Source organism: Shewanella sp. 38A_GOM-205m, from assembly GCF_000518445.1.
Lineage (GTDB): Bacteria > Pseudomonadota > Gammaproteobacteria > Enterobacterales > Shewanellaceae > Shewanella > Shewanella algae.
In genome coordinates this window covers 68,183-87,958 of record NZ_JADP01000026.1, presented here as the reverse complement: position 1 = coordinate 87,958, position 19,776 = coordinate 68,183, and the positions used below count along the sequence as shown (strand labels likewise).

General features: G+C 54.3%; 18 protein-coding genes. 10 read left to right on the top strand and 8 right to left on the bottom strand.

Annotated elements, in window-relative coordinates; translation table 11 throughout:
* Window positions 1–188, top strand: a 188-nt coding sequence (locus N512_RS24545; RefSeq protein WP_028780874.1) for a hypothetical protein, incomplete at its 5' end; no start/stop codon positions are given.
* 21 nt (window positions 189–209) lie between these two features.
* Here N512_RS24545 and N512_RS0115085 read toward each other — a convergent pair.
* Together N512_RS0115085 and N512_RS0115080 are read right to left on the bottom strand one after the other, a co-directional pair.
* Window positions 210–482 (bottom strand): DUF4242 domain-containing protein, encoded by a 273-nt coding sequence (locus N512_RS0115085; protein ID WP_025010591.1) that lies wholly within the window; start codon window positions 480–482, stop codon window positions 210–212.
* Between the two features lie 165 nt (window positions 483–647).
* Window positions 648–1,385, bottom strand: coding sequence for a class I SAM-dependent methyltransferase (locus N512_RS0115080; RefSeq protein ID WP_028780873.1), 738 nt, complete (start codon window positions 1,383–1,385; stop codon window positions 648–650).
* A 298-nt stretch (window positions 1,386–1,683) separates the two neighbouring features.
* On the opposite strand from N512_RS0115080, the gene N512_RS24540 reads away from it, so the two are divergent.
* On the top strand, window positions 1,684–1,881 hold the full coding sequence (locus N512_RS24540; RefSeq protein WP_197021460.1) for a hypothetical protein: 198 nt from the start codon (window positions 1,684–1,686) through the stop codon (window positions 1,879–1,881).
* 1,273 nt (window positions 1,882–3,154) lie between these two features.
* Here the strand turns inward: N512_RS24540 and N512_RS0115075 are convergent.
* Window positions 3,155–5,341, bottom strand: coding sequence for an OsmC domain/YcaO domain-containing protein (locus N512_RS0115075; RefSeq protein WP_028780872.1), 2,187 nt, complete (start codon window positions 5,339–5,341; stop codon window positions 3,155–3,157).
* A gap of 402 nt (window positions 5,342–5,743) precedes the next feature.
* On the opposite strand from N512_RS0115075, the gene hmpA reads away from it, so the two are divergent.
* Window positions 5,744–6,934: an NO-inducible flavohemoprotein gene (hmpA, locus tag N512_RS0115065; RefSeq protein WP_028780871.1), complete on the top strand. Its 1,191-nt coding sequence runs from the start codon at window positions 5,744–5,746 to the stop codon at window positions 6,932–6,934.
* Between the two features lie 21 nt (window positions 6,935–6,955).
* Here hmpA and N512_RS23155 read toward each other — a convergent pair whose 3' ends face one another.
* The 3 genes from N512_RS23155 to N512_RS0115050 form a co-directional block, all read right to left on the bottom strand.
* Window positions 6,956–7,867: a cation diffusion facilitator family transporter gene (locus N512_RS23155; RefSeq protein WP_025010789.1), complete on the bottom strand. Its 912-nt coding sequence runs from the start codon at window positions 7,865–7,867 to the stop codon at window positions 6,956–6,958.
* A 41-nt stretch (window positions 7,868–7,908) separates the two neighbouring features.
* Window positions 7,909–8,313: a hypothetical protein gene (locus tag N512_RS0115055; protein WP_139190658.1), complete on the bottom strand. Its 405-nt coding sequence runs from the start codon at window positions 8,311–8,313 to the stop codon at window positions 7,909–7,911.
* 140 nt (window positions 8,314–8,453) lie between these two features.
* A complete protein-coding gene (locus N512_RS0115050) occupies window positions 8,454–9,317 on the bottom strand; it encodes a DJ-1/PfpI family protein (RefSeq protein WP_028780869.1) in 864 nt (287 codons plus the stop codon).
* Window positions 9,318–9,539: 222 nt separating this feature from the next.
* Here N512_RS0115050 and N512_RS0115045 point away from each other — a divergent pair, with 222 nt between their 5' ends.
* On the top strand, window positions 9,540–10,511 hold the full coding sequence (locus tag N512_RS0115045; RefSeq protein WP_037475209.1) for a GlxA family transcriptional regulator: 972 nt from the start codon (window positions 9,540–9,542) through the stop codon (window positions 10,509–10,511).
* 101 nt (window positions 10,512–10,612) lie between these two features.
* Here N512_RS0115045 and N512_RS0115040 read toward each other — a convergent pair whose 3' ends face one another.
* Complete coding sequence (locus tag N512_RS0115040) at window positions 10,613–12,211, bottom strand: AbgT family transporter (RefSeq protein ID WP_028780867.1); 1,599 nt, start codon at window positions 12,209–12,211, stop codon at window positions 10,613–10,615.
* Between the two features lie 629 nt (window positions 12,212–12,840).
* On the opposite strand from N512_RS0115040, the gene N512_RS0115035 reads away from it, so the two are divergent.
* From N512_RS0115035 to N512_RS0115020, 4 genes are read left to right on the top strand one after another with little or no spacing between them, the layout of a single operon-like run.
* Entirely contained in the window at window positions 12,841–13,410 is a 570-nt protein-coding gene (locus tag N512_RS0115035) for a LemA family protein (protein ID WP_025010793.1), read from the top strand.
* 21 nt (window positions 13,411–13,431) lie between these two features.
* The gene (locus N512_RS0115030) at window positions 13,432–14,466 is read left to right on the top strand and encodes a DUF3137 domain-containing protein (protein WP_028780866.1); all 1,035 of its coding nucleotides are present in this window, start codon (window positions 13,432–13,434) and stop codon (window positions 14,464–14,466) included.
* Window positions 14,463–15,290 carry a lytic transglycosylase domain-containing protein gene (locus N512_RS0115025; RefSeq protein WP_443018273.1) on the top strand — a complete coding sequence of 276 codons (828 nt, stop codon included), beginning with the start codon at window positions 14,463–14,465 and terminating at the stop codon, window positions 15,288–15,290. The genes N512_RS0115030 and N512_RS0115025 overlap by 4 nt, the downstream gene beginning before the upstream one ends.
* 25 nt (window positions 15,291–15,315) lie before the next feature.
* Window positions 15,316–15,747: a hypothetical protein gene (locus tag N512_RS0115020; protein ID WP_028780864.1), complete on the top strand. Its 432-nt coding sequence runs from the start codon at window positions 15,316–15,318 to the stop codon at window positions 15,745–15,747.
* A 149-nt stretch (window positions 15,748–15,896) separates the two neighbouring features.
* On the opposite strand, the gene N512_RS0115015 is transcribed toward N512_RS0115020, so the two are convergent.
* Window positions 15,897–16,754, bottom strand: coding sequence for a 23S rRNA (adenine(2030)-N(6))-methyltransferase RlmJ (locus tag N512_RS0115015; protein WP_025010798.1), 858 nt, complete (start codon window positions 16,752–16,754; stop codon window positions 15,897–15,899).
* Window positions 16,755–16,906: 152 nt separating this feature from the next.
* On the opposite strand from N512_RS0115015, the gene N512_RS0115010 reads away from it, so the two are divergent.
* Window positions 16,907–17,644, top strand: coding sequence for a class I SAM-dependent methyltransferase (locus N512_RS0115010; protein WP_443018274.1), 738 nt, complete (start codon window positions 16,907–16,909; stop codon window positions 17,642–17,644).
* 147 nt (window positions 17,645–17,791) lie between these two features.
* On the top strand, window positions 17,792–19,567 hold the full coding sequence (locus N512_RS0115005; protein ID WP_197021459.1) for an ankyrin repeat domain-containing protein: 1,776 nt from the start codon (window positions 17,792–17,794) through the stop codon (window positions 19,565–19,567).
* Window positions 19,568–19,776 lie beyond the last annotated feature (209 nt).

The following is a 19,776-nucleotide window of genomic DNA, read 5'->3' as shown; positions in this document are numbered from 1 at the left end:
GCGGGGATTTCGGCTACGTCGGGGTGTCCTTGGGGATGCAAGGGGCTTTGGACAAGCAAAGCCCCTTGCCCGGTGTGGTGTGGAACACCACGACTTTAGGCCGCTGGCACAGCGGCTATCATGGCTTCAAGCCAAGTGGCAACGTTGGCAACAATCCGGCATACCTTTGGGGATACAAGGGACTTTGAACAAGCAAAGCCCCTTTTGAGTTACTCCGCTGTCGTTGGGTCGATTGAACGTCTCACCTCATTGACGGCATTGATAGGAAAACCGCCCCTTTCGGCATGTTCACGCACCAGTGCCTCATTGGGGGCTATGTAAACGCAGTACACCTTATCCGGGGTTACAAAGCTCTCTACCCACTGGACCTTCGGCCCCATATCTTCCAACACGGCACAGGACTTTTGTGAGATTTCGCGAAACTCAGCTGCGGATAAACCTCCGGCCCCAGGTAAGTCTCTTTCAATGATGAATTTAGGCATAACAACCTCCTTACGGGATCCCGTTCAGTATAGTTCCTGAAGGGGCCAGCTTCCGCTTGGACAAGGCGTTGCCGACACAGGAATAATAGGCGTATGCCCGCTAATTGCATCAGTATCCCTAATCGCTATCTTGGGTTCTTGAGGTTTTGCTATTTTAAATAGCAATCACACCAAGGGTTTCTGAGCAGCCACCAACAATAGCATTGGTCGCTCGGCTTCCTCGGCAAGCGCGGGATTGGCGGCTATCTGCTCTGCTGAAGGGCCCCATTCATTGAGCTCACACAACTCAAATCCTGCCTGCAACAGGGCATTGACCGTAGTGCCTAAGGTTCTGTGGTATTTGATCACCCCTTTGGCCAACCAGTCGCTACTGCGCTCACCTTCAGCCTGGTAACTGTTGATTGCCCAGTAACGCTTACCGGCTTCATCCACCAGCCACCCCTGATTCGGTGAGCAGGTAAAAATAGGATGCTCGGTACTGAACACCAAGCTGCCGCCGGGTTTCAGTGCCTGATACAGAGTCGCAAACAAGGGCCGAAGATCCGCAAGATAATGCAGTGCCAGCGAGCTATATGCCAAATCGACACTGTTTGATGGCAGAGTTAGACCATCTAGATCCCCTTGTCGATATTCAATCGCCTCATCCCGGGTTGTCGCCCGAGCCTCGGCCAGCATCTTGATTGAGAGATCTATCCCCAGCACTGACTCGGCCCCCAACTCCCTGGCAGCGCGGCAAAACCAGCCATAGCCACAACCGAGATCCACTACGGCGCGACCATTCAGTGGCGGTAACATGGCCTTAAGCGCCGGCCACTCCGGGGCACCGTCCAAGCCGTGAACCGAACGAGGCAACTGGGCATAGGCATCAAAAAAGCCCTGATTGTCATAGATATTTTGTGACATAACTGTCTCCTGAAAATATATGCAGAGTATAAAAAGAAAAAGCGAACGGCACCCGTTCGCTTTGAAATTCGCCAAAAGGCGGATACGAAAAGGGCCACAGATGAAGATTCATCTATGGCCCCCGTTGACTGCGCCAAGGCAAACGCGCCCTTCCCTTACGAAGCGGCGCCGAAAAATGCCGTGGCGATGACTGGGTAGAAAGCGCAGGCTTTCCTAATTAGGCTCCGGACAAGGCTTCATCGCAAGCAAATGTACGGAGCACACTCGGGTCACTCGCTGATCCGAGGCGTAGAGTGTCATGAAAGGATACCTCTTTGAAGTTGCCCGGATTCTAATCAAACCGGGGAAATACTGTCAATCACCGGGAAGCTTCATTGCCAGCAGCTTCAAACAACACGGCTGGAAAAGAAATGCCCCGATTCTCCTCGGAGCCGCCGCAGGCTCTGACGCAGGAGGCATTTACACCACAACTTTCAGCCGCTGGCACAGCGGTTAACATCGCTTCCAGCTAAAAGTATCTAAGTTAGTATTGGCCGAACTTCCGGCCACGATGTAACCCATCACCTGCGGTGCGCTCTCGCACAGGCGATCCTGTGACTCGCTGCGAGTACATCCTTGTAAGCTCTGCCTCGCCATCCCTGGCTCGGAAGGTCACAGTTCCGCCTGTGCCTGGAATTAGGCGTATGCCTGTGGGTCTATCTGCAACTTCAAGCAACGCTATCATTACAGAATTGCACCGCTACCCCTTCGGAGCCGCCGCTGGCGTTGTTGCAAATTGGCGTAGCCGAGACAGGGATGTCGAGGCTCAAAGGTCGAGCAAGGATGCGAGTCCTGAGTGTAGCCAATTGGCTTCATAAGCCAGCGGGGATTTCGGCTACGTCGGGGGTCGCTGGGGGTTTGGAAAGGGGGCGAGTCGATACAGCCCCCTTTCCTCGGGTGTGGGGCGAAGCTCCACGACTTGAGGCCGCTGGCACAGCGGCTATCATAGCTTCCAGCTAAAAGTGTCTAAGCTCGTATTGGCCGAATTTCCGGCCACGATGTAACCCATCACCTGCGGTGCGCTCTCGCACAGGCGATCCTGCGACACGCTGCGAGTACATCCTTGTAAGCTCTGCCTCGCCATCCCTGGCTCGGAAGGTCACAGTTCCGCCTGTGCCTAGAAAATGGGTGTATGTCTGCAAACACTTCAGATGTTTCAAGCTACTCAGTGCTAACAGAATTGCACCAACTCCCGCTCGAAGCGGCCGCAGGGCGTTGATGACAATCGCGTAGCGAGGCATGGCCGTTCACGGGCGTCCTGCCCTTCACGGCATTGGGACTCCTGTCCGGCAGATGCCTATTCTGCGCCAGTTAATCAGGGGCGAGTGTCGCCTAGCGACGAGCTAACGAGCGCGAAACAGGATGTTGAGCTGGGCCAGAGTCACATGGATGTGACTCTGAGCGTCTGGCGCGATAGTGAATTGGCATCATAAGCACAAGGGGGGGTCCGCTGCGTCGCGGGTCGCTGGGGGTTTGGAAAGGGGGCGAGTCGATACAGCCCCCTTTCCTCGGGTGTGGGGCGAAGCCCCACGACTTGAGGCCGCTGGCACAGCGGCTAACACAACCAACTTCCCGCTATGCGGCAACCGCAACTATTACGGTGCTAACAGCTAATGAAGCATTTATCTGGGTTGGCATAAGCCAAAGAAAAAAGCCAATCCATGAGGATTGGCTTTCGATTCAGTGCAAATAAGGATTATCAATGGGCAAACACGCCCCTTGAACTAAAACTACTTCTTGGCGGCCAGCTTAGCCCTTGCAGCATGCAGCTTCTTGTAGCTTTCGATCAGCCGCTGGTGTTTTTCCAGGCCTTCGAGCTGCATATTGGTTGGGGTCAGGCCGTAGAAGCGCACTGTGCCATTGACCGAACCAATGGCGGCATCCAGAGTTTCCTGGCCGAACATACGCCCTAAGTTGTAACGGTAGTCGTCCAGCTCGAGTTCATCGTCCAGGCTGATCTCCAACACCGCCTGCAGGCATTGATAGAAGAGGCCACGAGCGACGGTATTGTTGTTGTACTGCAGGAAGGTTTCGGTCAGCTCCAGCGCTTCTTCCAGTTCACCTATGGCCAGACAGATCAGCAATCTGAGTTCGAGTATCGTCAGTTGGCCCCAGACGGTGTTTTCATCAAACTCTATGCCTATCAGGGTGATGATATCCGTGTAGATATCCAATTGGCTGTCTTCGAGGCGCTCGGACAGGCTTTGCAGTTGGCTGTCGCTGAGGCGATGCAGGTTAAGAATATCTTCTCTGTAGTCCAGCGCCTTGTTGGTGTTGTCCCAAATCAGATCCGATACCGGATACACCTCGGAGAAGTCTGGCACCAGGATCCGGCAGGCATTGCCTATCTCGGTAAACTCGGCAATGTAGACCTCTTTGCCCATATCTTCAAGAATCCCGAACAGGCTCTGGCTCTCTTCGGCGTTGCTGCCGGAGAAGTCCCATTCGACAAACTCATAGTCCGGCTTGCTACTGAAGAAACGCCAGGAGATCACCCCGCTGGAGTCGATAAAGTGTTCAACAAAGTTCTCCGGCTCCTGCACTGCCATGCTGTTGAAAGTAGGCTTTTGCACATCGTTGAGGCCCTCGAAACTGCGGCCCTGCAGCAGTTCGGTGAGGCTGCGCTCCAGCGCCACCTCAAACCTGGGGTGGGCGCCGAAGGAGGCAAACACGCCGCCGGTTCGGGGGTTCATCAGGGTCACACACATGACGGGGAACTGGCCACCGAGGGAGGCATCCTTGATCACCAGCGGAAAACCCTGGGCTTCCAGCGCCTCTATGCCGGCCACTATCGAAGGGTACTTGGCCAGCACGGCTTTCGGCACCTCAGGCAGAACCAGCTCCTCTTCTATGATGCGGCGCTTCACCGCCCGCTCGAAAATCTCGGACAGACACTGCACCTTGGCCTCATCCAGATTGTTGCCTGCGCTCATGCCGTTGCTGAGATACAGGTTTTCAATCAGGTTGGAGGGGAAATACACAGTCTCGCCATCGGACTGACGCACATAGGGAATGGCGCAGATGCCGCGCTCGACATTGCCCGAGTTGGTGTCGATAAGGTTGGAGCCGCAGAGCTCACCATCCGGGTTGTAGATTTCCAGGCAATAGTCATCAAGGATTCCGGGCGGCAGCTCATCGTTGGGGCCGGGCTGGAACCACTTCTCATTGGGATAATGAACAAATTCGGCGTTGGCGATCTCGGGGCCGAAATACTGGTCATTGTAGAAGAAGTTGCAGCTGAGACGCTCGATAAACTCGCCCAGAGCCGAGCAGAGCGCGCTCTCTTTGGTTGCGCCCTTGCCGTTGGTAAAACACTTGGGCGAAGCGGCGTCACGGATATGCAGCGACCAAACGTTGGGCACCAGGTTACGCCAGGAGGAGATCTCTATCTTCATCCCCAGTTCGGCCAAGGTGTTGGTCATGTTGGCTATGGTCTGCTCCAACGGCAGATCCTTACCCAGAATAAAGGTGCTGTGGCTGTCATCCGGCTTAAGCATCAGCATCGCCTGGGCGTCCTGATCCAGGTTATCCACGGTTTCCAGCTGGAACTCGGGGCCGGTCTGAACCACTTTCTTCACAGTGCAGCGGTCGATGGAACGCAGTATGCCTTCACGGTCTTTGTCAGAGATGGTGTCCGGCAGTTCCACCTGAATCTTGAAGATCTGGTTATAACGGTTTTCCGGGTCGACTATGTTGTTTTGCGACAGGCGAATGCCTTCGGTAGGAATATCGCGGGCGACACAGTACACCTTCACAAAATAGGCGGCGCACAGCGCTGATGAAGCCAGAAAGTAGTCGAACGGGCTCGGTGCCGAGCCATCACCCTTGTAGCGGATTGGCTGGTCGGCAATGACACTGAAGTCATCAAACTTGGCTTCGAGTCTGAGGTTGTCGAGAAAATTTACTTTGATTTCCATTGGATAGTTCCGAGTTCCGGCGGGGTTTCCCGCTCTCCCGATGACACTCGCCGCTGCGGTAAAACCGGCGACCGGCTGTGATCTGGGTCAAATTGAGCAAAATTGGGGGAATTATCCGCTTTTTAACGGCAAAAGTCATTGTTGGCCAAGACTGTTGGCCACTGAAGGCAACTTGGCGCCGGCAGCAGAGAAACGAACCAAAGAAGCAAACCAAAGAAGCGAACAAGCCAGAATCAGGGTCCAGATACGATAAAACATAGATATACATCACGCACACGAGTGTTTTTGCGAACCATACTGAATGCCTGACAGATCCAGTCAGGATTTTTATTGATCCAAATCAAATGCATGTTTATTTTATCGCTGAACATATAACTTAAATGAATCTTTGAGGTTGTCTTTATGTTGGATCAACACACTATCCAAGTGGTCAAGAGTACTATTCCCCTGCTGGTTGCCGCCGGCCCAGAGCTGACCAAACACTTCTATCAGCGCATGTTCCACCACAATCCTGAATTGAAAGATGTGTTCAACCTGGCTCATCAGCATAAGGGCGATCAGCCTGTAGCCTTGTTCAATGCCGTCGCCGCCTATGCCCAACATATCGACAATCTGGCTGTTCTCGGTGAAGCCGTGGAAAGAATTGCCCAGAAACACACAGGCTTTCTGATCAAACCCGAGCAATACGCCATAGTCGGCAAGCATCTGCTTGCCACTCTGGAAGAACTCGGTGGCGATGCCGTCACGCCAGAGGTACTGGGCGCCTGGGAGAAGGCTTATGGGGTGTTGGCCAATATCTTTATTGGCCGCGAAGCACAGATTTATGCCGATGCCGCAGGCAAACAAGGAGGTTGGAGCGGCACCCGCACCTTTGTTGTCAGCAACAAACGCCGCGAGTCTGCCGCCATTACCTCCTTCGAACTCACGCCCAAGGATGGCGGCCCTGTGGTCGATTTTAAGCCGGGGCAATACCTGAACCTCAAACTCAGCCATCCGGCGCTGGCCCATACCGAGATCCGCCAATACTCATTGTCGGATGCCCCCAACGGCCGCAACTATCGCATCAGCATTAAACGTGAAAACGAAGGATTGGTTTCCAACCTGCTGCATAATGAATTCGATATCAGCAGTGAGCTTGAGCTAATCCCGCCGGCGGGGGATTTTTTCCTGAATACTGAGCCTGACACCCGGGTTGTACTGCTATCTGCCGGAGTTGGCCTGACGCCTATGCTGAGCATGTTAAACAGCCGCCTGCAGCAAGACTGCGCCGAGACACTATGGCTGCATGCCTGTGAAAATGGCGCCCAGCACGCTTTTGCCGAAGATATACGCCGCAAACAGGCCGAGCAGACAAATCTCAAGGCGCTGACCTGGTATCGCCAGCCGCTTGAGACTGATATTCAGGGACAGGATTATGACCTGAATGGCACCATGGTGCTGGAACCGATAGCGGCCATGCTGCCATCCGAGGGCCAATTCTACTGCTGTGGCCCCATAGGCTTTATGCAGAGCATCAAGGCGCAGTTGCTGGCCCTGGGTATTGGGGAAACGCAGATCCACTATGAAGTGTTCGGCCCCCATCAAGGGCTCTGATGCAGCCACACTGGCGCCGCTTCAGGCGCCCTGTTGCAGTAAGCCTTCTTCTTCGGGCTGCTCTTCCAGCGGCTCCACATGGATAAACACCGCCGCATGGGGGATGGCAGCCATCAAGGCCTGCTCGATACGGTCACAAATGGCATGGGAATGGCCAACACTCATCTCCTTGGGCAAGGTCAGGTGGAAGTCGATATGACGCCGTCTGCCCGCCTGACGGCCACGCAAGTCGTGAAAGCCGCCTTCATTGGGACAGTGGTGCGCGATTATCTCGGCGGCCTGGTTAAGCTCCTCTTCGCTGATGCTGTGATCCAACAGCGGCTTGAAGGCCTGATCCAACATGCTTATCGCTTCTTTGAGAATAAACAGTGCCACCCCTATGGCCACTATGGGATCCAGCAGCGCCAGATTATGGCCAAAATAACCACCCACCCAGATGAGCAGCAGCCCCACGGCTACCCCGAGCGAGGTGAGCACATCGGCCTTAAGGTGCAGGGCATCGGCCTCAAGCGCCACCGATTGCTCTTCCCTGGCCACCCGGTAGAGATAGGCACTGACGCCTGTGTTAACCAGCGCCGACAACAGCATCACCAATACCCCCCAGCCCAGGCCTTCAACCTCTGAGGGGCTGAGCAACTTGCCGACAGCCTCGAAAATAATCCAGCCGGCCGCCGCCAAAATCAACAGCGCCTCAATAACCCCGGAAACATTCTCTATCTTGTCGTGGCCGTAGGGATGATCCCAGTCAGGCGGCACATCGGCGCGGCGCACGGCAAACAGGGCGATCAAGGCCGCCACCAAATCCATGGCGGAGTGAATCGCTTCTGAAATGATACTGACCGAGCCACTGACAATACCCGCCGCCACCTTCATGATGATCAGCGAAATATTGGAGCAGACCGAGACCATGGCGGCTCTGGCTTTTCTGGACATCTATTGTTCTCCCTTAATACGGCTTGGGACTTGGACTATCGTCAGTCAAGGGTGATTACCTGGGCTCGTGCGCCCTCGCCCCGGTCAATCAACAGCAAAATCAGGCCAAACAAAACTTGTGTCGGCAATAGCAACACTAGCCAACTGCTCCACAGCAGGCTGTCGTCGACCCGAATAACAAACTTGAGTTGCAACGCCAGCAAAGCAAGCAGCCAGAGCGCAAAACAACGAAAACGGCAAAAGAAGCTGCCAAGGCCCATGAGCCACAGCAACCAAATAGGCTCCGGCCACCCACCGGCCCCCTCTGGAGTCAATTGCCCGGGCAGTTCGGCGCCGCTGAAATAGAGTTTACCGACCACGGCCGTGTCGCCTATCTCGGCGGCCAGGGTAAAACTCGTGGCCAACCAAGCCATTAGCAGCAACAGACGTGCAGATGAAAAACGCATGCGGGCCCAACCAACAAACCAAAGGGCCCGATAGTGTATGACAATAGAAAAAGTTCAACAATAGCTTATAGTTAGAACAAAAACGGAACCATTTTCGTCCTCATTTACAACGCCTTGAAGCTAAACCTTAAAGGCCTGTCTCAGGGATGCTTGATCCCCAAGTTGCTTGCCAGGGCCTGCAGTTGGCTGCGGGAGTTGGGGGCAACCGCTTGCAGGTAATCCATATATCCACCGCGCACCGCTTCCAACAAGGCTGGAGAAGCAAGCTTGGGCGAACCACTGTTAAAAGGGGGGTGGGGATCATATTCAAGCACCAGCTGTTTGCCGCGGGCTGTCTGCTCATCTGTCAGCAGCGACAGCAGCAGCAAGCCAAAATCGATCCCTGAAGTGACCCCGGCGCCTGTGACTCGATTGCGGTCGTGAACCACTCTATCGACTACAGGCTCGGCGCCAAAGTAACGCAAGTCCTGCAACACGCCCCAATGAGAGGTGGCCTTATACCCCTTGAGCAAACCGGCGGCCCCGAGAATAAATGAGCCGGTACAGACGCTGGTGACCCAGTCTGCCTTGGCGCCGACCCGAGCCACCCAGTCAATCATTTCGGTGCGTTCCAGCTGTTTGTATGGATTACTGGTTCCCGGAACGCAGAGAATGTTTGTCTGCTCAATCTCGGCAAAGGTTGCGGTTGGCATTAACCCCAAACGCTTGTTGGCGCGGCTCTCGGCATAGACCACTTCCTTGTCGTACCAGACAAAGTCCACATCAAACTGTTCACCGGCGAGCACTTCAGCCGGCCCGATGAGATCCAGGGCTGTCATGCCCTCATACAGTACAAAGGCGATATGTGGCTTGCCGCTCGTGCTGGCTTTGGTGCCGGCGGGTAAAGAGTTTGCTGCCGGCCGTTGGCCTGAGGCGCCCGCGGCCAGCACTTGAGGTGTCACGCCGCCCAGAGAGGCTGCGGCCAGCGTTCCCAGGCAGGATAAGGTAAAGTCTCGACGGTTCATAAACGCTCCTTTGAGTCAGAAAGTCCCGTTGAGATTAGTAACCTATTGCAGGCTGCAACAGCCGGTTACCGGCCAATTGCCGCAAGAGTCTGGCCAACTTGGGCAGGCTGTGATCCAGGCGGTCACTTTGGCCACAAGCCGCTGTACAGGGTTTTGAGCTTGAACTAGATTGCCTTGCACACATACGCTATTGGGCCGCCGGAATGGCGCCAGGCAGGAAATATGTCTTCAGCTCTTTCTCAACCTCAGCACAGGATTGCGATTCTGGTACTGAGGGATTTTGTCGCCTTCGATCTCGCCATTCCTTACCAGATGTTTCCTCTGGTTTCCCTGAGCGGCGGCCACAAACCTTACCAGGTAAGCTTTTGCGGCCCGGAGCAATCCATCTGCAGCGGCGCATTGGGCATCTCGGATATCGCCCCGCTTGAGCTGCTGAGTCAAGTGGATACTGTGATAATCCCCGGGATCCGCAATCCCCTGGCGTTCAACGAGCCCGAGGTCCTTCAAGCGCTGCAGCAAGCCGCGAGGGCCGGAGTGCGACTGGCATCTATCTGCACCGGCGCCTGCGTATTGGCCGCCGCAGGCCTGTTGGATAACCTCAGGGCAACTACCCACTGGCAACTGACGCCCGAACTGGCCAAGCGTTATCCCAATATAGAGGTGGAAGAGGACATGCTGTTTGTCGACAACGGCCAGCTATTGACCTCGGCGGGATTGGCCGCGGGCCAGGATCTGTGTCTGCATATGATAGCCAGTGACTTTGGTGCCCAGGCCGCCGAGACCACGGCCGACTTCTTTGTGATGCCGCTCGAGCGTCAGGGTTGTCAGTCGCAAAGAATTCATCGCCAATGGCTGCCGCAGCAGCAACAGCTGGCCAATTTGCAACTCTGGTTGATGGACAATCTGCACCTGCCTTTGACCTTGGCACAACTGGCAGAAAGAGCCTGTTTAAGCCAGCGTAGCCTGAACCGTAAGTTCCGGGAGCAAACCGGACTGGCGCCTATGGCATGGCTGGGGCAGGCGCGGATCCGCCGGGCGCAATCCTTGCTCGAGTCGAGCCATATGTCGGTGGAACTGATTGCCTCCAGCTGCGGTTTTGCCAGTGCCGCCGGTCTGCGAGACGCCTTCAAACGCGCCCTGGGGGTGAGCCCCAGCAACTGGCGCAAGACTTACTCTGGCTTTAGCCGTCCTTAAGCCGCGGCGCCGAATAAAGCCAAAAGATTAAAAAAGGGGCTAGCGTATATCACCTAAGCCCCTTCCCACTAAAATCCTCAGTCATTCACTGTTACAGACCATCAGCCCGCCGGTGAATAGTAGGTAGCCGCACCTGGGCCAACCGGCAGCCCCAGGCCGAATACCCAGAGGAAGAAGAACAGGGTCCAACCGACGAAAAATACCAGCGTGTATGGCAACATGGTAGCCACCAGAGTACCTATCCCCAGGTCCTTCTTGTAGCGCGCGGCGACCGCCAGGATCAGGCCAAAGTAACTCATCATGGGCGTGATCAGGTTAGTCACTGAGTCACCTATTCGATAGGCCGCCTGAATGGTTTCCGGCGCATAACCCACCAACATCAACATGGGCACAAATATCGGCGCCGTCACTGCCCACTGGGCCGAGGCACTGCCGAGCATCAAGTTGATAAAGCCACACATCATGATAAACAGCAGGAAGACTATCGGCCCGGTCAGCCCCAGGGCGCTGAGGGCATCGGCGCCGGTCACCGCCAGCACGGCGCCCAGATTGGTCCACTTGAAGAAGGCAACAAACTGCGAGGCAAAAAACACCAATACGATATACATGCCCATGGTGCTCATACTGTGGGACATGGCGTTGATCACATCGGTATCTTTTTTCATGGTGCCCACCACCTTACCGTATACCAGCCCGGGAATGGCAAAGCAGACAAAGATAAACACCACGATTCCCTTGAGAAACGGCGAACCGGCCACTTCCCCCGTCTCGGGGTGACGCAGTGGGCCCCACTCGGGTACCACGGTCAAGGCCAAGACTGCGCCGAGCAGCAGCGCCGCCAAACCAGCCATTTTCAGCCCTTTTTTCTCCAGTTCGGTGACGGTTTCCATCCGCTGATCTTCCAAATCGACACTGGCTTCAGAGACATCATAGCGACCGAGCTTGGGTTCAACGATTTTCTCTGTCACCAAGGCGCCGAGGAAAGAGATCACAAAGGTGGAGACAAACATGAAGTACCAGTTGACCTCGGGGCCCACAGTGTAGTCAGGGTCTATCATCTGCGCCGCCGCTTCGGTGATCCCGGATAACAGGGGATCCACGGTTCCCAGCAGGAGGTTGGCACTGTAGCCACCGGATACCCCGGCAAAGGCCGCCGCCAACCCCGCCAAGGGATGCCTGCCAAGAGAATGGAAGATCATCGCCGCCATGGGGATCAGCACGACATAACCCAGCTCGGCGGCGGTATTGGAGACGATTCCGGCAAAGACAATAGTCAGGGTAACCAGGCGCTTGGAGGCCCCCATCACCAGCGCCCGCATGCCGGCGGACAAGAGTCCTGAGCGTTCGGCAATCCCTACCCCGAGCAAGGCCACCAATACAGTGCCCAGCGGCGTAAAACCGGTAAAGTTGGTCACCAGGTTGGAGACTATCATCCGCAGCCCTTCGGCATTCATCAGGCTGACCACATGGATCAGGCCATCGGCGCTGCGGCCACTGGCGCCTTCGGGACGAGGGTCCACCACTGTGACTTCAAAATAACCGGCAATGCCGGAGATCAGGATGACGGCTGCGCAAAACAACGCAAATAGTGTGATGGGATGTGGCAAAAGGTTGCCAAGGCGCTCCACCACATTGAGGAAGCGGATAAACCAGCCACTCTTGGCGGTTTCGAGCGGTTGCTGAGAATGATTGGACTGCATCTGATTTCCCTGTCTGCCGGCTCGGCTGCCGGTTCTATTTTCATGGCCGTAACATCTACGACAAGCGGCCGGCCATTTTGCCGCGACACTTTTAACTGAAACTTAACCTGAAAGAATGACGGGAAATTAGAGGTAAAAAAAAGGACCCAGGGCGGGTCCATAAAGGCAAATTCGCTGAACTAATTCGCTTTGCCCCAACGTTGTGTCATTACAATTTACAATACGCTGTCTGAACCTTGCCTGAACATAATAAAAGCTGTTTGTAAATAGTATGATTCCATTTCTTCGCTTTGACGCACGGTAAACAGTTTTCCCATGGCCTATAGCGGCTTCCGACAGACTTGAGTCAAAAGTTGCTGTTTTTTTACCACTCAAAAATAGATAAATATTTCAAATGAATCATTTAGATAATGTTTCAATGTACTAAAAACGTACAGCCCAAACCTTTGATTTACAGGATTTTGCTTAAATCTATCTTTAAAGCCATATAAGTTATGGTTTTCATTGACTTGGCAAGACTCGCCGTAAAGGGGCCAGCATAGGTTCAAAATCACAACAAAGATGCATTTGCGGCCATTTTATGGTTAGCTGGCGCAGTTCAGAAAAAACTGCATGGAACTTTAGCAAATATGGATGGATTTTTGTTGATACTGGCGATCGCCGTGATACTGATTTATCTCTGGTATGTCAGCCTGATAAAAAAACGCAACACGGCCCGTGAAGCCCTCTCTGGCATAGATGTCCAGCTCAAGAAAAGGGCCAATCTGCTGCCCAATATTCTCACCATAGCCAAGCGCTTCATGGATCATGAAAAACAGCTGCTGACCGAGATCACCGAATTACGCACTCAACTGACCCAAAGCTACAATCCGGCCGACACAGATGCGGTAAAACAACATCTGGATTTGGCCAACCAGCTCAACAGCCGTGTTGGCCAGTTGATGGTGTCGGTAGAAAACTACCCTGAACTCAAGTCAGACAACACCATGTTGCAGGCGATGCAGACCTATAACGAAGTGGAGGCCCATATTTCTGCGGCTCGGCGTTTCTACAACTCGGCAGTCACTGAACTCAACAATGCGGTGGAAATTTTCCCGGGTTCAATCATAGCTTCCATGGCCAAGGTACAGGCTCTGCCCTTCTATGAGGCGGATGAAAGCGCCAAAAGTCCGGTCAATGCCGGCGACTATTTGAACTGAGACAGAGTAAAAGATTGACCCGTGAATATTATCACCTTCCTGATGGGGGCCAAGATTTCCCCGGTACGCCCGGGAAAAGGCTTACAGGCCCCCAGCGAAGACCTGCCCAAGCTGCAGCAATACTATCGCCAGCATATACAGCCCAAGGCCAGTAAGTATGAAAGACTGAGGATCAAGAGCCTCAAGCAGTGCCGAACCCGGGTAGCCCTGTTTGTACTGACACTTGTGGTGACTCTGCTGCTGGTTTGGCACTATTGGTACGACCTTATGTACTACAGTTCCCTTGGCCCGGAAGCTTCGTTTGCCCTCGCCCTTACTCCGGTTTTGCTGATGTTTTTCTGGTGTAAGAAACCCATCAAGGCGTTTCAAACACAGGTTAAAAAAGATCTGTTCCCGCTGATCTTCCGCTATTTCGGCGACGACTTTACCTTTAGTCCCAACGATGGTTTGCCACTGCGACCCTTTCGTGATGCCGGCATTTTGCCCAAGCACGACATAGCGCATTCCAATGATTTTATTACCGGTAGCTATAAACAGGTCGAACTGGGGATCAGTGAATTAGTGCTGAAGTCAGAATATCGGGATAGCAAGAATAAGAAGCGTACCAGCGAGGTATTCAAGGGACTGGCCATGACCTTTACCGTGCCACAAAACTTCGGCTGCCATGCGGTATTGATCCGCGACCGCGGCCTGCTGGGGAAACTCTCCTCCAGCTATTCGGGGCTGAAGCAGATGAAGCTGGAAGATCCTGTGTTCGAAAAAGAGTTCGATGTCTTTGCCGACAATCAGATCAATGGCCGGGTGTTGATGAACCCCTTGTTTATGGAGCGTTTGCTGGATTTGAGCAAGAAGTTTGGCCGGGATCTGCGCTGCGCCTTCCACGGCAGGCAGCTGTTGATCCTGTTTCCCAGTAACAAGGATAGATTCGAGACCGCCTCCATCTTTGAGGGAGCCACCTTCGAAAAGGAGTTCAGCCAGATCCACAGTGAAATGCAGCAACTCTTTGCTATCATTGACATATTGAAACTGGAAACACGGGCGGGTTATCAGGCGTGAAGCACACTTCCGGCCAAGGACTCATCTCTTTGCTACTCTGGCTGCTGAGCTCGGCGCTGCCCTTTGCTGCGTTTGCCGGCACCGAGATACCTATGCCTTCGAAAGAGGCCACTATGGGTGAAGATCCTTCAGCTATAGGTAAAGATCCCTCAGCTATAAGTAAAGAGCCTTCAGTCATGGGTGAAAAAAATTCAGCTGTAACTAAAGAGCCTTCGGCCAAACCCCGTATAGTGGCGCGTTACTCCGAACACGGCATCAGTGACAGCAGTCTGCCGAAGCGTAAAGTCTATCAATACCGCCAGGCCAACGGTGTGATGGCATTCAGCGACAAGCCCCCCGGCAGCCAGGAGTATCAGATCATTCTCTATGATTGCTTCGCCTGCCGACCGGACTCCAAGGTAAACTGGCAGGCAATCCCTCTGTTTGACAGTGACTATGCCGCCGAAATCGCCCTCGCCGCCCAAACTTACAATCTGGATCCTGCGCTAATCCGGGCGGTGATCCACGCCGAGTCGGCCTTCAACGCCAAGGCCCTGTCTCGTACCGGCGCCATGGGGCTGATGCAGTTGATGCCGGATACCGCCAAAGAGCTTGGTGTCAGCAACGCCTTTGTGGTATCACAGAACATTGATGCCGGTAGCCGCTATCTGGCGCAGATGCTGGCCCGTTTCGATGGCGACATGACCCGGGCGCTGGCGGCCTACAATGCCGGCCCTACCACAGTGACCCAATATCGCGGCGTGCCACCCTACCCGGAAACCCGCGCTTATGTGAAACGGGTGAAAATTTTGCTGGAGCGCTACCGCAATTTGAGCCGCGCCTGAGAGGCGCAACAACAAGGAAGTGAAGATGTTTAACCTCAAGTCCCTCGGCCTTTGTGCCTGTCTGCTGATGCCCTTTTCCAGCGTAATAGCCTGTGATGACAGCCAACTTGGGCCGGTTCCCGCAACCGCCGAAGCGATAGCGGCAGTAAAGCAAGTCATGCAAAGCCACAAGGGCGAGCTAGACAACAGCGTGAACGACGAGGAGATGCTGGATCAGGGCAGCCAACTGACCCGCACCATCTTCTGTGAGGCGGGCTACAGCCTCAAGGCCACTTGGGCCGCCTGGGCTCAGGATCAGTGGAACGAGCAGCCGGCTTACGATGGCCCCAACGGCATGGCACTGCGCAATATGATGAGTATCAGTGCCTATTTGATAGAGACCAATCCGCAGCAGGCGCTGGCGCTAGGGCTCGTAGATGAGGCGACGCTGGCCGAGCTGAAAGCACTGTCGGAATAATTCACCACAGCCGCTTGTCACCACAGTCGCTTAGACGCCGTAAAGGCCACTGTTAACAGGCCGGGCCGTTAGTACACAACTCGGTATCCGACTTAGTACCCAATTAATACCCAGTGACCCGGCCAACAGTTTTTATGATGGAACCAAGCTTACTCGCCCACTTCCCAGGAGACAGTGACGCTGCCGCCACCCTGATTGAGCCTGGGGTGAAGCCAGGCCAGCAGCTCTTCGGCCTGGGTATCCAACTGCCAGGGCGGGTTGATGACCCACAGACCCGCCGCCGTCATACCGAATTCATCCGAGTCAGGCTTGATACTCTGCTCTATCCGTAACTGGCGCCGAATGCCGCTGTCTTTCAGCTTCGTCAGCATGGCTTCAGTCTGGGCCCGATTGACGACCGGATACCAGAGCAGATACACCCCGGTGGCAAACTTGCGATGAGCTTTTATCAGGGTATCGGCCACATCCTGATAGTCACTCTTGAGCTCATAGCTGGGATCCACCAGCACCAGTGCCCGACGCTCCAGTGGCGGCACCGCGGCCAACAGGCCCTGCAGACCGTCGCCGTGAACCAGCTTCACCTGACGGGCACCTTCAAAATACTCCTGCAGCAGTTCGACATCGGTATTATGCAGCTCGTGCAGCAGCATTCTGTCCTGCTCTCTAAGGTGCATATCCACTATCGCCGGAGATCCGGGATACCAGGCCAGCTCATCTGTGGCCTGCTCCTCGTTGCCTTCATTGAAATGGCGTACCGCCTCCAGATAGGCTGTCATCGCCTGCGGCACACTCGTTTCCTGCCAGAGCTTGCCTATACCTTCCAGATATTCCCCTGTCTTTTGGGCGAAATCATCTTCCAGTGCATAGCCACCGGCACCGGCATGGGTATCGATATAAACCAAAGGTTTATCTTTCTTCTGCAACAAGCTCAGCGCCTGCAACAAGATGGAATGTTTGAGCACATCGGCATAGTTGCCGGCATGAAAACCGTGACGGTAGCTGAGCATGAGTTCCCCAATGACTGACGGGTAAATGACCGCGGCATTATAGCTGCTCTGCCTGCGAGTTGCAGCCGAACGTATTCAGTCAGGTTGGCATTTGGCATAATGGCGCCAATTCAGCCAAGGACTCAAACTCAGTGAAGCAGCCAAGCCATAGCATTTATTTTGATACCCGGGAGCCGCGTCTGTGCGCCATTGCCGAGCGCTGGGGCCTGAAGCATTCAGAAGACTCTGTGTTTGCCTTGAGGTTTGAGCAGGAGATGCTGACCCTGTTCAAGCGTGACGAACCCAAGCTTGGCGGTATCTGTGTCGATTTTATCGGCGGCGCCGTGGCCCACAGACGTAAGTTCGGCGGCGGCCGTGGCCAGGCCATAGCCAAGGCGGTCGGTCTCAAGCAAGGCGCCTGCCCCTCAGTGGTAGATGCCACGGCCGGTCTTGGCCGTGACGCCTTTGTGCTGGCAAGCCTTGGCTGCCAAATGACTCTGATTGAACGCAATCCCTTGGTGGCGGCGCTACTGGAAGACGGTCTCAGCCGCGGTTATCAGGACAGCGAAATCGGCCCCTGGATGCAGCAAAGAATGACGTTGCTGCACGACTCCAGTCTGGAAGCGCTGAGCCAGATAAGTCCGCAACCGGATGTGGTCTATCTGGACCCCATGTATCCCCACAGAGACAAGTCGGCATTGGTAAAAAAAGAGATGCGGGTATTTCAGACCCTGGTCGGCGCCGATACCGATGCCGATGGCTTGCTGGCCCCGGCGCTGGCACTGGCGAGCAAGCGGGTAGTGGTCAAACGGCCGGACTACGCCGAAAACCTGGCCGGGGTTAAACCCAGCACTGTTATCGCCACCAAGAAAAACCGCTTCGATGTCTATGTCAAAGCGGCGATGAACTGAGTTGACAAGGAACATAGAGCCGCGCCATTTTGTGGCTCGCCGCATATTTTGCTCCGCACTTTTGGGCAAGACTTATCGGATCCGCCCCATAAACAGAGTTCAGGAAATATCACAATGCAGTTAAGGATGATGTTTGTATGTGTTTTGATGGGAATCTTTCTCTTTGGCAAACCCGCTATGGCCGCAACCACTAAGCCCGAGACAGCAGCAGCCACAACTGCGGCACACAAGCTGAACAGTTTGGATGAGGAGGGTCTGTCGCCACTGATGCGAGCTGTATTGGATGGCCAACTGGACTCGGTAAAGCAGCTGATTGCTCAGGGCGCTGACATCAACCTTGAGAACACTGCCGGCTGGAATGCGCTGTTGATGTCACCCACTCCTGAGATGGCAAAGCTGCTGATTGAGCAAGGCGCCGATATTCACGCCAGTAGTCAAAATGGTTTCAACTCTCTGCTGGTTGCCGCCAAGTTGGGGGATCTGGCCCTGATCTCTTTTCTGCTTGAGAAAAATATCGATATTAACGCCTCAAACCAATATGGCTGGACGGCTCTGATGGTGGCCGTCGAGTTTGGCCATCAGCAGGCGATCTCTTTGCTGCTGGAGAACGGCGCCAATCTCGAACAAAAGAATAACGGCGGCTGGGGGTTACCGGAGATAGCGGCCCACAATAATCATCTGGATATCTTCAAGTCATTATTGAATAAAACCGGCCAGGTGCTCTCCAAGGAATATGCCGAAGAGATTTCCATCATTGCGCTCAAAAACGGTGCCACAGAGATTTTGGATTACCTGGTAAAACAGCAAAGAGTCGCCCTTGGCAACAAGGAGCAGATGCTCAAGACGGCCGTATCGGCCGGCAGCCTGGCTTCGATTAAGTACCTGGTATCCAAGGGCGCCGACATCAATGCCCTACTGGTAATAAATGCCGAGCGCAGCAGTACACCGCTGATGATATCTGCGAATCGGGGCGACCTGGATATAGTGAAGTATCTTTTGAATAAGGGGGCGAAACTCGATACCCAGGACACAGACGGAGTGACCGCTCTCGCTTACTCCGTGCGTGATGACAACCTAGAGGTTGTGCGCTATTTGGTGGCCAAGGGCGCCAATTTAAACGTCAAGGGAAGCTATAAAGAGACCCTGCTGCATCAACTCGTGGGCACAGATGATGCCAAAGTCTTTAATTATCTGGTGGAGAGTGGTGCCGACATTAATCAAACCAACGACTCTGGCAACAGCCCCTTGTATTACGCAGCTTGGTTTGGCCGGCTGGATTATGTCACTACTCTGGTACGCCACGGCGCCAATATCACCAAACAAGATATTGAGAGAGCCGTTATGAGTAGCCAACTGGAAATAACCAGACAATTACTCGACAACGCGCCGCCAGGCCTTCTCACGGCTGAAACCTTGGTTGAGTTATTGTACTCGGCTGCGGGGAAAGAGAGCGTAGAGATGGTCAAACTCCTGGTTGAAAGAGGCGCCGACATTAACGGGCATTCTGGGAGTCGCCAGGAAACCGCTTTAATGGCGGCATCAATGTACCGACACCTGGACACGGTCAAATACCTTATCGGCATCAATGTCGATGTGAATGCCAGAGATAGTGACGGCCGCCCTGCGTTGATGTACGCCGCCAATCCGATTCAAGGAGCAGGTGAAAAAAGCAATCTTGAGGTGGTAAAGGCCTTGGTTGAGTCAAAGGCTGACTTGACCCTGGTCAGCCACTCGGGGGAAACCATGCTGGAGCAGATGGTGAGAACCAGTGATATCCAGGACTTTAACTATGTTTTGAGCAAGCTCGGTGCTGACATACTTCCGCAGGGCCATAAGGCACTTAAGCGTGCTATCAGCTACCAAAAGCAGGAATTTATTGATTCCCTGTCCCAATATGGGATCAAGCCTCCGGCGGAACAGTAGCCCGCATCATTGCGCTTGAGGAGGCTCTGCTATGCCAAGCCTGTGTTCAGCGGCAGGCACTTGTCAAAACCGCCCGCTTGAGTCAGCATCCATTTTGGTTGCAGCCCTGTGTGCTATGGGCGACAAAGATAGAGCGGCAACAAAGCCAGAAGCGGTCAGTTAAGATACAGGGCGGCTGCGGCAATCTGGTTTGGCCAGAACTCAGGGAG